Source organism: Pseudoalteromonas sp. APC 3495, assembly GCF_030407645.1.
In the GTDB taxonomy this organism is placed as follows: Bacteria; Pseudomonadota; Gammaproteobacteria; order Enterobacterales; family Alteromonadaceae; genus Pseudoalteromonas; species Pseudoalteromonas tetraodonis.
The window spans coordinates 1-16,415 of the sequence record NZ_JASDDA010000039.1; the positions used below are offsets into that span (position 1 = coordinate 1).

Annotated in this window: 13 protein-coding genes and 1 pseudogene; 6 read left to right on the forward strand and 8 right to left on the reverse strand. The window is 38.9% G+C overall.

The genetic code is table 11. From position 1 onward, the window contains the following. The first annotated feature begins 249 nt into the window (after positions 1–249). From QL984_RS14270 to QL984_RS14280, 3 genes are all read left to right on the forward strand, one after another. On the forward strand, positions 250–759 hold the full coding sequence (locus QL984_RS14270; protein WP_036955510.1) for a hypothetical protein: 510 nt from the start codon (positions 250–252) through the stop codon (positions 757–759). A 127-nt stretch (positions 760–886) separates the two neighbouring features. Beyond that, positions 887–1,654: a hypothetical protein gene (locus QL984_RS14275; RefSeq protein WP_232311369.1), complete on the forward strand. Its 768-nt coding sequence runs from the start codon at positions 887–889 to the stop codon at positions 1,652–1,654. A gap of 3 nt (positions 1,655–1,657) precedes the next feature. Beyond that, the gene (locus tag QL984_RS14280; protein ID WP_036955513.1) at positions 1,658–4,876 is read left to right on the forward strand and encodes an SdrD B-like domain-containing protein; all 3,219 of its coding nucleotides are present in this window, start codon (positions 1,658–1,660) and stop codon (positions 4,874–4,876) included. Here QL984_RS14280 and QL984_RS14285 read toward each other — a convergent pair. Further along, positions 4,863–5,192: a hypothetical protein gene (locus QL984_RS14285; RefSeq protein WP_036955515.1), complete on the reverse strand. Its 330-nt coding sequence runs from the start codon at positions 5,190–5,192 to the stop codon at positions 4,863–4,865. The genes QL984_RS14280 and QL984_RS14285 overlap by 14 nt on opposite strands. Positions 5,193–5,355: 163 nt before the next feature. On the opposite strand from QL984_RS14285, the gene arfB reads away from it, so the two are divergent. Continuing rightward, the gene (gene arfB, locus QL984_RS14290; protein ID WP_028834645.1) at positions 5,356–5,769 is read left to right on the forward strand and encodes an alternative ribosome rescue aminoacyl-tRNA hydrolase ArfB; all 414 of its coding nucleotides are present in this window, start codon (positions 5,356–5,358) and stop codon (positions 5,767–5,769) included. 58 nt (positions 5,770–5,827) lie between these two features. On the opposite strand, the gene QL984_RS14295 is transcribed toward arfB, so the two are convergent. The 6 genes and pseudogenes from QL984_RS14295 to QL984_RS14320 all read right to left on the reverse strand — a co-directional run bounded on the left by QL984_RS14295 (position 5,828) and on the right by QL984_RS14320 (position 10,823). Next, positions 5,828–6,877 carry a DUF2955 domain-containing protein gene (locus QL984_RS14295; RefSeq protein ID WP_013462802.1) on the reverse strand — a complete coding sequence of 350 codons (1,050 nt, stop codon included), beginning with the start codon at positions 6,875–6,877 and terminating at the stop codon, positions 5,828–5,830. Between the two features lie 11 nt (positions 6,878–6,888). Continuing rightward, complete coding sequence (locus tag QL984_RS14300; RefSeq protein WP_036955517.1) at positions 6,889–7,953, reverse strand: HlyD family secretion protein; 1,065 nt, start codon at positions 7,951–7,953, stop codon at positions 6,889–6,891. Between the two features lie 2 nt (positions 7,954–7,955). Continuing rightward, positions 7,956–8,432, reverse strand: coding sequence for a MarR family transcriptional regulator (locus QL984_RS14305; protein WP_008110790.1), 477 nt, complete (start codon positions 8,430–8,432; stop codon positions 7,956–7,958). Positions 8,433–8,523: 91 nt separating this feature from the next. Beyond that, positions 8,524–9,236: pseudogene (locus QL984_RS14310) on the reverse strand (type 1 glutamine amidotransferase). A 77-nt stretch (positions 9,237–9,313) separates the two neighbouring features. After that, entirely contained in the window at positions 9,314–10,210 is an 897-nt protein-coding gene (locus QL984_RS14315; protein ID WP_036955522.1) for a fused MFS/spermidine synthase, read from the reverse strand. Continuing rightward, positions 10,197–10,823: a fused MFS/spermidine synthase gene (locus QL984_RS14320; protein WP_036955524.1), complete on the reverse strand. Its 627-nt coding sequence runs from the start codon at positions 10,821–10,823 to the stop codon at positions 10,197–10,199. Before QL984_RS14320 ends, QL984_RS14315 begins: the two co-directional genes overlap by 14 nt. A 162-nt stretch (positions 10,824–10,985) precedes the next feature. Here QL984_RS14320 and QL984_RS14325 point away from each other — a divergent pair, with 162 nt between their 5' ends. Together QL984_RS14325 and QL984_RS14330 are read left to right on the forward strand one after the other, a co-directional pair. Further along, a complete protein-coding gene (locus tag QL984_RS14325; RefSeq protein WP_036955527.1) occupies positions 10,986–13,061 on the forward strand; it encodes a TonB-dependent siderophore receptor in 2,076 nt (691 codons plus the stop codon). Positions 13,062–13,321: 260 nt separating this feature from the next. Beyond that, on the forward strand, positions 13,322–13,930 hold the full coding sequence (locus tag QL984_RS14330; protein WP_036955530.1) for a hypothetical protein: 609 nt from the start codon (positions 13,322–13,324) through the stop codon (positions 13,928–13,930). A 293-nt stretch (positions 13,931–14,223) separates the two neighbouring features. Here the strand turns inward: QL984_RS14330 and QL984_RS14335 are convergent, their stop codons facing one another. Continuing rightward, entirely contained in the window at positions 14,224–16,305 is a 2,082-nt protein-coding gene (locus QL984_RS14335; protein ID WP_036955532.1) for a TonB-dependent hemoglobin/transferrin/lactoferrin family receptor, read from the reverse strand. Between the last annotated feature and the right edge of the window lie 110 nt (positions 16,306–16,415).

A 16,415-nucleotide genomic window follows, 5' to 3' on the forward strand; every position in this document is an offset into this window, starting at 1 on the left:
GACTATGCCTTAAAATAACTCCCTCTAGCGTTAAAAAATAATTAACATCGGTGCTATTTTTCTTGTTGCATTTTGCTGGTCAAAATTAATAACTTCATACTAATTATCTCTTTTAAAAAGCCTTAATGTTAACAAAAGATTTCATTTTGATAACAATTGTGTTTAAATCCGAAACAATGGACTGAGATAACCCTCAAAACTAATTTGCACGGAAGTAAAAAAATAATAATTTTTAAAAATGGAAAAACTATGAATAAAAAAATCTTTGCTGCTTCCGCTTTGCTAGCAATTTCATCAACTTCTTTACTTGCATCTAACCAAACATTTCAAGCAAGTGTAAATGGTTGGACTGAGCCTACTTTTGCAGAAGATAGCCCACTGCACTTTGGTAAAATTCGCTTATCTACAAGCTCAACCTGTACGATGGATAATGCAGGCGCTGTATCGGGTGACTGTGATGCGTCAGATGCAAACATTCAATTAGGTGGAATTACTGTATCTGGTTTAGCGCCAAATTCAGCAATGAATATTACTGTATCTGGAAGCACAGGCACTAACTTAACTTTTGTTCCAGTAACAACGGCTACAGATGGCACAACCAGTGTAACAACTGCTGACAATGTTGCGTCTGCTTTCACTACTGATGCAAGTGCAACCGATATTACTGTTAGTGTATATGGTGATATGACAGTTGATTCTACACTGACAGCGGGCGCTGCTTACACTGTAGATTACACTGTAGATGTGTCTTTCCAATAAGACTATGAAAGCTGAGGCTAACTTACTTAGTTAGCCTCAGTTTATTTTTTTGCGCAATTGCGCATTAAAAATAAAATGTGTGGAGCAACGCGCTCCACTTTTTATTATCATGTTGTTGAGTTGTCCCATGATTCTTAAACTTTTTTGTTGGGCCGCCCTTTGCCTAACTCTTTTACTACCTGAAATTTGTAGTGCCAACCTTGCGCTGTCTGAATACCGTTTATACTTTGATGGACGTACTAAAAATAATTCACTACTTATCAGAAATACCTCTAATAAAAATCTCGATTTTAAACTTGTTGTTACCCATAAAGATATGACCGAAGAAGGAGCACTTATAGATGTTACTCCGCAACAAGTTGAAGGACGCTCTGCCAAAAACATGCTACGGTTTTCTCCACGTCGCGGCACTATTGCCCCAAAAGGGATGCAAGCTATCAGAATGACCGTTCGCAAAAAAGCTGAGCTTGCTGTAGGCGAATATAGGGCGGTGCTTAAAATCATAGCCTCTGAGTCACAAAACCCCGACATTGATGGAATAAGCATTAGACCTAAAGTTGCTTACAGCGTGCCTGTTATTGTTCGTCATGGCCAATTAGAGGCTGACTCAGAATTAATAAACCCGCAATTAATTACTCAAAATGGGCGTCCGACTCTAACATTTTGGCAAACACTCACAGGGAATCGCTCTGTGTATGGAAACTTTGAATTAGTCGATGAGAATAATGTAATGATTGGTGAAATAGCCAATGTGGCCGTTTATACCCCTTTATCACGTCGCAAGGTATACATCACTTTACAAGCCCCTGTGACAGGGCCTGTGACACTCAATTACAAAGAAAACGAGCTTTACGGCGGTAAAATCGAGTTAGCGATCCCTATTAATATCAAATAACAAATGCTACACATTAATGCCTTATACTATGGTATAACGGCTCGCTTGTTACTTTGTACATTACTGTTAATTGTACCCAAAGCAATCATCGCAAAGCAGTTACCGACTCTTTATCAATGGCCTATTGATGAGGAGTCTTTTGTGATTATAAATGTCAGGGTAAATGGGCGCTCAGTTGTCTCCGACTTAGAAGCTTACTACTCAAAATCAAATAAGTTGCTACTTCCCATAAGCGGCCTGAAATCGACCATGGGAATTAGCTTAAACGTGTCACAAAATACACTGTCTGCTAACGTTGACTCAAGTGAGCAGGTGCTGAATGCTGAGCTTTCCTCAACTTTAGCCCCCTCAGAAAATGTTTCATTGTGGGCTGTCGATGACTACGACCACTATGTTGATTTATCTGTTATAAATACACTTTTAAATACCGACTCGCGCTTTGATTACTCACTGATGCAGGTTTCATTTTCTAGTAACTTGCTTACTTATAATAACAACCAAGTAACGAGTGGTATTACAAAAAAAATTAAGTCCAAAGCACTGCAATACGACCACTTTATAGACGACCAATACCAAGCGCTAACCTACCCCGTGTCTGAATATTCGCTATCAGCAAGCTATAAATCGTCTAATAATCGTTATAAGGGACTACTCAGACTTAATAGCTACTTTGACTTATTTCATCATCGAGCTGAACTACGATTCAACAAAAACGAAAACACCGCTAATACCTTTTTAAAAATAACTAAAGACTTTAACTTAAGTGAACAAGATCACTCACTGGCACGCATTCACTACCAATTGGGAGATATTCAATCTCAGTCAGATCAGCTTATTACTAGCTCAAACCAAGGCCGGGGATTTTATATTTCAAATGCTAACCCGCATTCGGCACAAAATTTTTCAACTATCACCATTGAAGAACCGGCACTACCGGGCTGGCAAGCAGAGCTGCATCGAAATGGCCAATTTATTGCCACGACTCAAGCTAACGACGAAAATTTGGTTCGATTTACCGATGTTGAAACTTTTTACGGCAACAATATCTTTGAAATTAAACTTTTTGGCTCACAGGGTGAGCAAATTACACGCACTCAAAAATATACAATAGGGCAAGACGCACTATCGCCCGGAAAAATAAGCTATCAGGTGGAGTTTTTAGAAACAGATAAAAGCGTTTTTAATCAATCCAGTAACTCCTCAACGGCGATGAGTAATGCCTTTAAAAGTAATCTCTCTTATGGCATTAGTGAGTTTATTACTTATGACGCTCAAATTACTCATTTGCAAACTGAACAAAATAACAGCAGCTACCTATCATCTGGGCTAAACACACTTACAGATCACGGCAGTTACCGTTTTTTAGCCACAAAACAACTCGATGCTGGCTATGCTTATTTTGCCGGTTTTAGAGGCCTACTTTCTAATAAACTTTATAACGATATCAATGTTAATGTTGAATACAGTGCCCTTAATAACTTTTCTAGCGCTTTATTTGTAGCAAAAGAGAACTCACTCAAAAATAGGCTGTCACTGAGCCTCAATGGCCGCACTGATTTTTTTAACTCCCTTAACTGGAATATGAGGTGGAACAATGAAGTACGTAAAAATACTAACACTAAAAATCGGTTCTCATTAGGCATCAATAAAAGTTATGTCGCAGGAACATGGTCAAGCCAACTATTTTATGATGACGATACCAATAACCTAATAAACCGGCTTTATTCTTCAATAGATATTGCCTCTTGGAAATGGACCAACACCTTAGATTGGCAGGCTAATAATGGCGCAGAACTCACTCGTTTGAGAAGTAGTTTACGCTGGCCACAAACACAAAGTACCTTTAATCAAACCCAGCTGACGTATCAGTCTAACTCTGCGGCAAGTACGCTTTTAAATCATCAATATACTTACCGCCATGAGATATTTAATATACAAGTATCAGGGCAAGTTGATAATCAAGGAGATTGGCGCTTATCTTTAGGTTTAAATGGCACATTTAGTTTTGATCATTTAGAAGCAGACTTTAACTTTGACACTCCTCGCTCATTAAATTCCGGGCAAATAGAAGTTAGTTCGTTCATAGATTGGAATGAAAATGAAATCTTTGACCAAGGCGATGAGCCAATTCAAGACGTTAATTTTACTGGCAACTACCTATGGCGAGATAAATACACCAATAATGACGGAAAGGTCTTGCTACCAAGCAGTTACGGTGGCCAGGTTTTAGATGTTAATTTACGCTCGTTGTCTAATCCTTACTTGCAGCCCTCTTTAGGAAAAATTAAAACATTGGCTCATAGAGGCGGACAAACCAAAGTAAATATTCCTTTAGTGGTCTACAACGAGGTTGAGGGGACTATTTATCTATCGAGCAATGAAAAGAGTAAACCTATCGCAGGACTGACGGTTGTACTTAAAGAAAAAGACGGCGAAAAGCATTATTCAACGGTCACTGAATATGATGGTTATTATTATTTCCCCAATGTTTCTCAAGGAAATTATATACTTGAAATAGAAAAAAATGAGCAACTCTCAGAAAACATAACTATAAAAAATCTTCCTGAGCAGGTCATCACTGAAAAAAGCGGCGATACCATAATATTGCAAGATATTATTGTATACACAAATAACGCTGATACCTTAACTGAACAAGCTACAATAGCGGCTGAATCAAACCAACAAACACCTTATTTTGTGCAATTAGGCGTATTCAAAAAGTTTCAATCGGCACTTACTGTTGCGAATAAAATTGATAAAGCAGCCTATGCTTTGCAGTTATATAAGCATGAACGTCGTGATAGCTATTACCTCGTTGCAGGCCCATATAACAATGCAGCTAAAGCACAACAAACCATTAATGATGTTTATTCAATACCAGCGCTTCATGGTAGCTTTATGGTTGATGCAAGGCGATATGCCTCACCACAGTGGCGAAAAATAGGGGAGTGGAGCGATATGCAAACCAAAAATACTGAGACTTATTTTTGCCAGTATGGTGCATATACCTCTAAAAAATCCGTTAACAAAAAACTACTAAGGGAAAACCCATCACTGTTCATAGCAGAACGAGCAATAAAAGGTAAAGCCCACTATTTGATGCTGTCAGGACCTAATAATGCAAAGCAAACAGCTTGTGATACGCAAGTGATTAAACAAATAAAAGGGCTCACCACCGCGATAAAGAAACCTTGGCACAGCATTTTTACTATAAATCAGTAGTAAAGTACTGCACCTGTGTTTTGCCATCACTGTTTAAATGCGACTCACATTTTATTTCACAACGCGCTCCCGCAGATTCAGCAACCCAAATCGATTGCGCGCTCTTTTTGATATAACACGCAGAATACAGAGCATCTTCTTTTTGCGCAGCAACAACAAAGCAACGCTGAAAATCACCCAAAGCTAATACTTTGATTGGATAAACTTGTTCTTGTGCAATTACACCAGCACTAAATGTTTGTGATGATTTAGCATAAACAGCATATGAAATAGCGAGCATACACACCAAAAACATTAAAATAGATATTTTTTTCATATAATTAAAGCGAATTAAAAAGCAATATAGTAAGTGTAGAATAAATTAGTTTTTATGTGTTTATTTAACAAATATTAGACTGTAAATAGCAATGACCGCTTGATTCACCACAAGTCAATGTACTGATGATATAATACATTTTTTGCAAAAAGAGCGGGGCACTATGTTAACTATTTCAAATACCGTAACCATAGATGAATGGGAAGTAGAGCTCAGCGCTATTCGCTCACAAGGTGCAGGCGGGCAAAATGTTAATAAAGTAGCCAGTGCTATACATTTACGCTTTGATATTAATCGCTCTAAATTACCTGACTTTTATAAAGAACGATTACTTGCTTTAAAAGATTCAAGGATCACCAAAGAAGGGGTATTGGTTATTAAAGCGCAAAGCCATCGCACCCAAGAGCTCAACAGGGAAGATGCATTAAAACGGCTAAAAGATTTAATTTTAAGCGCCACTAAGGTTAATAAAGCACGTCGTGCTACCAAACCTAGCCGTAACTCACAGCGTAAACGCATGGACAAAAAAACCAAACACGGCCAAACCAAAGCCCTACGCGGTAATATTAAGCTATAACTTTAGTAACCTGTACTGTGGTTAAGTATATAAAAAGGCTGCGGATGCAGCCTTTAATTTAATCATAAGTATGATGGCGGGTGACGCTAAATCGGTTGAGGATTCGATGCACTACATACACTGCACTTAAGCTTACTGTTACTGCAACAGCCACCGAGCTAAATCGATACATGGCGCTGTATATTAAATCTTGCCCTGGGCCTAACGACTGACCAAATAAAATGCCAAACGTGGTTAATACCCCAAACCCAACACCCGGTGGACCACCGCCTAAAATATGAAAACGACTGAATATAAAAGACAAAATCCATAATATAGCCACCGGAAAAAGCAAAACGTCAGTATGGTTATACAAAAACAATTGCGCAACTAAGGCAGCATTACAGCCTATCAGTGTACCAATAATACGTTGCCAACTTGCGGTGCCCGCAGCCTTAAAACACAACGAAAACAAAATTAAAATAGACGCCGCTTGCGCCGAAATTGAATCTTGTAAGTCAAGTACCTGAAAAACCACGAATGATAAAGTCGCAACGCTAGCGCATAGCAACACCTCGTGACGAATACTTTCTTTATCCTTGTGTGGCACAGCCCGCATGGGCCGCGCTGTCACATCAGGAAACAAACCATGCATCAAGAGCGCAATAATAATAGTAATAAAAATAGCCATACCATTACTTAAAATAAGCGGGTAAATGCTGCTTCCTTGATCAACATGGCTGGCAAAGTGCAACTGAATCGATAAACTCACCGCACCTAACGCACCAAATAAAAACGCACCACCAGAGCTCATTAAGTAAAACAATATACAAAAGCTGGCAAAAATAATGAGCGTCATTAACACCGGCAAGTGTGAAAATAAGCCCTGTAAAATAAGCACTATAAACGCACTGTAGGCAGCACTGGCAACAAATTGACGGATCACGCCTTTGTTAATACTTGGCACTAAACCGAGTAATAACATAGGGTAAACTGTAAAAAATATTCCATTGGGCCAATTCATTAACTTGCACAAAGTAAAACCAATAGTGCAACCACCGGCAATCCGCAGCGCTTGGCGTAAGCCATTTGAATCGAGTTGTGGCGCTTGGCTAACATGTTGTGTCATTACTCGCCCCACTAATAAATGTAATGTAACCAACTAATAAAGCGGATCTGTACTGATCCCAACCATTGACCTATAGCCGATTGTGGAAGTAACTGCACAGTGGCACGCGCACCACTGGGCATATTATTTATAAGCTGAGTGTTATTTGGCAGCACTAAATGAATACGTTGACGCTGAGCGTCACGAACCCAGCGGTTGCTGGTTTCGGTGGTGCTAAGTAATCCATTCGCACTAAGTTGCCCGTCACTAACACCTGCTTCGAAGGTTTCAATTTTAGCGTCGAATACTTCACCTGGTCGGCTGTCAAACACTACTTTTGCTAAACTGCCTGGCTGCATATTTAATAGTGACTTTTCACGAAAATCAGCCACTAAATCTGCTTTTCTTGCCACAATAGCAAGTAATGGCTTACCCGCAACAGCATAGGAACCCTCAAGTAACTGTAAATTAGCCACTACACCATCACTTAAAGCACGCACTTGCGTATAGGATAAGTTAAGCTCGGCTTGCGCTAACTGATTGGCCGCATGGCGCAATGCTAAATTATTTTGCCCCGAGTCGCCACGCGCTAAAACTGCTTCAGCGAGCTGTGCTTCAAAGGCGGCTAAATTAGATTGGCTTGCTGCAAAATTTGCACGAATGCTTTCAAGCTCTTGTTCCGAAATAGAGTTTTGTTTATAAAGCGTTTCGCCACGCTTTTTTAATAGCTGCTGCTCATGCAATTTAGCGTTAGCTGCACTTATTTGTGCCTCAAGCGCTTTTACATTGGTATCAAGGCGTTTATTTTGAAGTTTAGCATCGTCAAGGGCAAGCTGTGCTTGCTCAAGTGCTAGTTGGTAAGTATTTTTATCTATCTCAAATAATACATCACCCGCTTTAACCGCTTGGTTATTACTGATCAATACATCGGTAACACGGCCATTTATTTGCGGTGATATTTGCACAACCGGATGATAAACCCGTGCTTGTGGCGTAACCGGCAACCACACATCGGCAACAATATAATAAAAAAAGACAACAATAAAACCAACAAGCGAAACTTTAACGTAGCGGGCAAATTTTTGATCAGGTGTCATACTTATTTATCTCCAGATAAGCTTGCAATACAACGCCGCGCGTTTTCTTCCATTTGCACTAAACTGTGCGCCATACCATCAAGTTGCTCAGTACTTAAACCGGCATATAAACGCTGTTTAATATCGCTTGTTAGCTCTTTTAAATGTTCTAATAACTTTATACCCTCATCGGTAAAGTACAATTTTTTACTGCGTTTATCGTGTTCATCAACTTGTCGAATAACCAGATTTTGCTGCTCTAATTGCTTAATGGTGCGCGTTAATGAGGGCATTTCAATACCTAAACTGGTCGCCAACGCTTGCTGTGTTGCCCCTAAAGGTAAATGATGTAAGTGAATCATTGCCGTCCAGCGCGACTGAGTTAAACCTAAGGGTTCAACCGCCAGTGTCACCGCTTCTCGACATAAGCGGTGCACTCGGCCCATATTGCCGCATAAGGTTAAATCGAGTGTTTCATGAAAAGGAATAGTGCTACTCATAGGAACTCTTGCTTGTGAATATCCAGCAAATTTTAGCATTAGTTAGCAGGCTAAGTAAATATTTGGTATTTTAACTTCACGTAAATAAGTATTATTTAGATAAATAGTGTACGGCAAGCTTATCTAAGAAAGTATAAAGCTTATTGTTCATTTCACTATAGTCGTGACTTAAGAGCTTTTCGGGCTGTTCAACAAAGCGGTAATTATGGGCATTGGTTAAATCATCGTTGGCAATAAGGAGGGTAACCACCTCGGTGGTCAATTCCATGTGGCATTGAAAACCAAATACTAAATCGCTATAAGCGACTATTTGCCTTGGACAACCTTCGCTATAGGCAATAATACTGGCCGTAGCAGTCAGCCCTGGCATATCGTTATGCCAATGCCCCACATTAAGCCACTGCCAAAATGGCTAAATAACGGATGATTCAAACCTGCATCAGTGAGGGTAATTGCAAACTTACCAATTTCCTTTTCTGGACTAGGTTGATAAGTCGCGCCTAACGCTTCACCAATTAATTGCGACCCCAAACAAACGCCTAACACCACTTTGTTTGCCGTGATCGCACTGGCAATAAAGGCTTGTTCTTTTTTGCTATCAAAATAAGGGCATTCTGCAAGCGATGTAGCGGGCGATTGTGGCCCACCCATTACGATTAAAAAATCGATATCATCGGTATGCTGAGGTAAGGGTTCAGCTAAATAAATACGGGTATAAGACAACGTATGGCCATTCATTTTAGCCCAAGCTTCATAAGCGCCTGGCGCTTCAAAATGTTCATGAATAATAAAGTGAATGTGCATTGCCGTTTCCTTAAAATATTATCTTTTTAATAATACCCTAGGGTCACCGGATATAAGTGACCATGTGATATCAGCCGCTAAAAGTTAAGTAAATTAGCGGGAGAGTATTGATCAGTCAGCACCTTAGTATCACTTGGCCAGTCCTTACCATCTTTAGTGAAAAACATACGTTGGCTAATTGCCTCTATATCGACATCATAAGGGGCAAGTAACGGAGCTAGTTGCTTAACCCGCTGTGCTATTTGTTGCTCTGTAGGGGTTTTGTTATAACCGGCTAAAATAATACGGTTACTATTATTATTGGCTGTTACATTAATAAAATCGCCAAATACCGCATGATAGGTTGCCGACTCATGCTCATAGAGTTTACTTGATGAAAACGTGTTAGCAGCCACAATTCCGCCTTCGGCTAATACGCTTTTTATCTCTTCAAAAAACTCTTTTGTGAGTAAGTGCTCAGGAATGTAATCGCCATTAAACGCATCTAAAATAATCCAATCAAATTGCTGACTTTTAAGCGCCGCACGTTTAATAAAAATACGCCCATCTTGTACTTTAGTAGTTACGTTATCGGTTTCTATAAAGTTAAAATAATCGCGCGCCACTTTAATTACCGAAGGATCTATTTCAACATTTTCAATGTGTGCCTTTGGGTATAGCTCATGAATCATATTAGAAAGCGTACCGCCACCTAAACCAATAATGAGCACATTTTTAGGGTTATCAATCAGTAATAAACTAGAAAAAGCCAACTTAGTATAATTAAATACCAGTTTTTTAGGGTCGCTAATGTACATGCAACTTTGGCTGCTTTGTCGGGTTTTTTCATCAAACTTTAAACAGCGTAAATCGCCAGTTTCTTCAACGAGTAAATTTCGATATAAAGAGCGCTCTTTATGCACCACATTACTCATACTATGAGCTGAAAATAGCAGCGCCATTATACTAATAAACAATAATTTAAGCTTGTGCATAAACGACCTCTCGCACTTTAAGTTTATCAAAGCTAATAGCAATTAGCCCAAGCGTGCCTAACACACCAGCAAAACCTAAAATAATGGTGTTAACATCAAACGCCAGTACCATATAAAAAGAGGTAATAATGGTGCCCAGCGCACTGCCTAAGGTACTTACAAAATAAAGGCCGCCAGCCACTTGGCCGCTGCGCTCACTATTGGTAACCAGCAAACGTACAGAGTAGGGCGAGATCATGCCTAAAATAATGGTGGGTATAAAAAATAACGCGGTTGAGGCGAGTAACGAGCCATAGCGACTGTCTTCAATATGCGAAAAAATAAATGCCATAATTGGCTCAGCAAACAAAGCAATGGGTAGTACCATAATACTGGCAACTAAAAAGATTAACCCATATTTGGTCAACGAAGGATGACGAATAGACAGCTTTCCCCCCAGTAAATACCCAAATGATAAGCTAAGCATAAATACAGTAATAATACTGCCCCAGATATGCACACTACTGCCAAAGTAAGGCGCTAAAATTCGCCCACCTAATAGCTCTATTCCCATAATACTAAAGCCACTACTAAACGCTAAAAAGTAAATTAATGCATTTGTTTTTGTTAACATTATATTGTTCTTATTGTGTTATTTTTATCCATCTTAACGTGATAGCTGCATAGTCGCTAGTGTAAAAATTAGACGCACACATAGAGCGCAAAAAAACATTTTGTTATAAAGTAACACATGCTATAGTTTTGGTTATAATATAACGTTACTAAAAAGCATTTTATGAAGTACTCATTAATTTACTTAGCCTGCTTAAGTGCAAGCGCACAAAGCCTTGCCCAAAGTCAACCAATAGAGAAAATTGCGGTTACATATAAACAAGCTTACCGAGGCGATATTCCTCAAAAGCAAATGCCACAATCAATCGAAACCCTCGATAACGCGATACTTGATCAAAAAGGAATAACTCAATTACAAGATGCGCTGGATTTTTCTGCCAGTATTTCACGTAAAAATAACAGTGGCGCATTATGGGATAGCTTTTCGATTCGTGGATTATCGGGTAACGAAAACATGCCATCGGGTTACTTAATTAATGGTTTTAGCGGTGGACGCGGATTCAGCGGCCCTCGTGATGTATCAAACATTGAGTACATTGAAGTATTAAAAGGCCCAGGCTCTGCACTTTATGGCCGCTCAGAACCCGGCGGTACAGTAAATATCGTAACCAAAAAACCTCAATTTGAGCAACAGGGTGAGCTAAAACTTAGCTTAGGTAGTGATAATTTTAATCGCGTTGAAGGTGACTATACAAACGGCATTAACGATAACACAGCATTTAGAATAAATGGCGCATGGCAAGATAGCGACAGCTACCGCGATGAGGTGTACACCCATAAAAAGGTGATTACGCCATCTATTTATCATCAAATAAACGCTTCAACCAGCATCACTTATGAATTTGAATACGTTGATTTAGCCCAGCTATTTGACCGTGGGGTTGTTGTACTTAATGATAATTTTAATACTGTTCCTAGCTCACGCTATTTAGGCAATCCAAACGATGGTGACACGCAAGTATATTCTCGTGGTCACCAAGTGACTTTAAATCATGATATAAACAATGAATGGTCACTCGTTGTAGGCGCAAACTACCGCAGCTCTACACTAACTGGGTTTTCGTCTGATGCTGAACTTGCACCCTCGCGCCAATCATTATTCGATGATGGCCGCACACTTACCCGCCAACAGCGCTACCGCGATTATGAAGTTGATGATACCAGCCTTAAATTTGAGCTAAGCGGGCATTTTGATACCGCAGGCATTACCCATCATTTATTAATGGGAGCCGACGCATACAAATACGACTTACGCACTGGACTTTATCGTTATCGCGGCGGTAACGGCACCTACACAATTGATATTTATCAACCTAATTATAACGTTGCGCGTCCTGAAGTAGGTTTACTCTACGAAAACAACGAACAACAAGATGCTTATGGTATATACGTTCAAGATCAAATGGATCTGACTGATAAATTTAAGCTATTAGTTGGCCTTAGGTTCGATAGCGTAGATCAAGACATTTTAGAAACCAAAAGTGCTGTGCTTTCAAGTAGCTCACAGAGCCAGGTAAGCCCGCGAATAGGCTTAGTATACGAGCTAAACAACGCTGTAACCTTATACAGCAGTTACTCTGAAGGCTTTTTACCATTAAGTGGCACAGATGCAAGTGGCGACCCATTTGGCTTTGAATACAGTGACTCAATTGAAGTAGGCGCTAAATTTAGCTACCAAGGCATAGCGGGTACCCTGGCATTATTTGATGCCACTAAAAGTAATATGTTAGTAGCCGACCCTGTAAACGTTGGCTTTTCAGCGCCTATTGGTAAAGCAAACAGTAAAGGTGTTGAACTCGATTTAAGTACTTACATTACTGATGATACAAAGTTTAATTTATCTTACGCTTATATAGATGCCAGTACTGCAAACGACATAATAAATGCTGATTGGGGCGTGCCAATCAAAAAAGGCAGCCCATTAGTAAATGTGCCTAAAAATAACTTAAATCTAACGCTTAGCCATCAAACGGTCGTTCTTGGTAAAGAGCTTGAGCTAGGGGCTAGTTATCAGTACACCAGTGAACGATTAGGCGATGCCGCCGATTTAACATTTAACTTACCGAGTTATCAATTAGTTGGCATTTTTGGACAAGTAAATTTAACCGAGCGCACCAAGTTAAATATCAGTGTTAACAACATTTTTGATGAAGAATATGCCCAAAGTAGCTACAACGCATTATGGGTTTACCCAGGTGCGCCTACTCAATTTAAGATGTCATTGGCCTATCAATTCTAACAATTTCATAGTCCCGATTAGCTATTTTAACGTCTAGTTATTTATAGTTTTTCATCCAAAGCGTCTTAATGTAGTGGTTAAGGCGCTTTTTTTATTTTTTTGTATAATACATAGCCGCTGTTAACCCCCTTTACAGTCACTTTCATATCATAAAATAGCTGTCTGCATTATGACATTTTAGGTACGCTGTATTATAAAACATGTTATAAATATCACACTAAAATACAGCGACTCCGGTTAGATTTAAAGGACAAAAATAAATGGATACAAGCAGCAATAATAGCTCGTTAATTATTTTTCTTATTTCTGCATGTTTATTGTTACCATTCCTAGAAAGCATGCATGGTGGAGCGCTATGGGGGTTAAATTGGCACTCACCACGGCTTATGGATACATTAAGCCATAATCTACTTTATATAAAATTAGTGTTGGTAATTACGGGTTTAATATTGCTTTTCACCAAACCTAAAAAAATTAAAAGCATAATTAAAAATAAAATAGCCCAGTGGTTGTTCTATATCATTCTTACATTAGTCGGTGTAATACAAATTCCTTTTTTGTGTTTAGGGATTTTAGTCAATGGTTCTTCATTATCAACGCCTGATTATATTCACAAACAAAGCACGTTTACTGATCGTACTATTTATATTTACACCGCAGACCCTGGGGCAATGGGGAAAGCCTACCATTATGCGTATTTAAATTGCCCGCTAGCATTTGGCCGTTATGAGCTAAAGCGAATTGCTAAACTCAATTGGATGCGCGAATATACGTTTTACATTGAAAAGAATAATCTGATAGTAATTGATAAAAATTCTGATGGTTTAACGCATACTTTTGATATGAGTGATGTAACCTGTTCGAGCTGATATCTCCTTTTTATAATTAGCTTAGGTTTCTGGTGTTGAATACGCATGCCATAAGTGCCTTTAGTAAACCAATATTGATTTAAACGCACTCTTTTGAAAATGCATGCATAGTGCTATTGAAATATATGAGCAGTACAAAAATTATAGAGACGTAAACCCCCTTTACACTATGGTGCAATACGCAGTGTTTTCTAGTGCTTTATATACCAATCAGCTTAGACATAAAAAAATTCAATCCGTTAAATTATTCAGATATTTATGCCGATTGGTATATATACAACTTTTAATATTAATTAAAACTGATAGCTTATCCGAGCCGAAACATTACGTCCTGGTTGGCTATATTGGCTAAAATCAGTACCTTTGGATTGACCAGCAATAAGTTCAAACGGTACGTACTCTTTATCGAGTAGGTTAAGTAAACCTACATTCATTTGCCATGCTTGCCACTGATAATTTGCATATAAATCAACAACACCATAACCGTTACCTTGTGTTGTTTTATTACCATTAGTATCAAGTACTACATCAGACTGCGCCTTAGCTAAACGCCAAGCAGCGGTCCAATTAACATTGCCAAACTCAGTGCTTACTAATATAGAACCATTTAACGGGCTAATACTAGTGAGTGGCTGGTCAGAGTCTTTGTTTTCACCATCTACGTAAGCAACATTGGCTTCTAATAAAATATCGTCGGTAACATACATAGCAATACCAGCTTCTACACCGCTGATCTGGGTTTCGCTAATATTTTGATATTGGTAAAATGTTTTATTTACATTAGGAATATAAGTTGGTTCAACACCCGCGATTGTTGTTTCGATAAAGTCATCATAGGCAGCATAAAAAGTACTTAGATTTACACTAATATCGCTACTTGCGTATCTTAATCCGATCTCGAATGAGTCACTGCTTTCAGGGTCTAAATCTGCGTTTGGTAATATTTGATAAAATGGCTCAACACCATGGCTTTGATAAGCTTGGTCATGTGGCGGTATTTTAAAGCCTCGAACATATTGCCCATACCAAGATAAATTATCGTCTACCTGATAAATCACACCCAGCTTTGGTGAAAACGCAGACTCGGTAATATCATCAAGCTCGATGTCAGCGTATAGCGCATCTTTTTTTGCTTCAAGTGCATAATAATCGTAACGAATACCCGCAACTAACGACCAATCAGTCTCATTAAATTTAATACTGTCTTGCATATATACACCAACTAAAGAAGTATCGGCGCCAGGAAATGCTTTTTGTTTTTCATTCGTAAAATCAACAGTACCATCATTTAATACACGGGTTTTTAAGCGTGGTCGAGTAGTATCATATAAATCAATATCTACTCCATAAACAAATTCATGCTCGGTATTTACTCCTTTAACTTCCTTACTAAATACCGCTTTTAGGCCTAGAATATCTTGCTCAAACCCGTAGTCATTATAATCGATGTAATTTCTAGCTGCGCTTATTTGGTCACTTTGTTGCTCGTATCGACTATAAGATAGTTGCCCATACCATTTATCAAATATAGCTGTTGCCATATCTGAATCATAATCGAGTCCAAATGAGATATTTGTGTCTTCGTCTTCGGTTTCTTGAATGGATGGAGAGATTACTTGTTCTGTCGTTTGATTAAAGTAATCTAAGGTATACTTAAGGGTGCGTTTTTCATCAAGCTTTTGCTCAACTTTAAGCAGCAAAGCGTCCGAGCGGGCATCGTAACCTGGTAAATCTTCAACGTAATTTTGTACTTCTTCACTATCGCGATGGCTATAAACAGCGCTAATAGCAAAGTCACCTAAATCTTTTGCTGCTGTAATATCAGCAGCAACCTGATTACTTTGGCCTTGGTAGCCTAACGCTACTTTTACCAAGCTTTGTTGATCCGCTAAATAATCACTCGGGTCTTTAGTTGTTATTACTACAATCCCCCCTAGTGCATCAGAACCATATAGCGATGATGCCGCCCCTTTTGCAACTTCAACTTGTTTAACACCTGCAACATCAAAGTAGTTTCGACCCACTAAATAACCGCCGCCGCCAGCGTAGCCATCGTTTGTGCGTCTTCCATCTTTAATAAAAACAACTCTATTGCCACCAACACCCCGTACAGTTAATGTTTGCGCGCCTGCGCCACTGCCAGTACTTGAGATACTTGGATCGTATTTAAACATAGTTTGTAAATCTACAGCGAGCTGACGCTCAATATCTTGTTCGGTAATAACCGTTACTGAGCCAGTCACATCTTCAAGCTTTTGTTCAAAACGAGAGCCACTAACCACAATATGATCGTCAATAACATTTTCGGCCAGTGCGCTACCAGAGCTAATTAACAAAGAGGCTAATGCTGTAAATTTAAAAGAAAAGGGATTCATCTCCACTCCAAATGATAATAGTTATTATTTACTTTTAAATGGTACAACTAACCCAAAACAAGATCAATTGATTATGATAATCATTTTCATTTAGATTAAAATGGTTATAA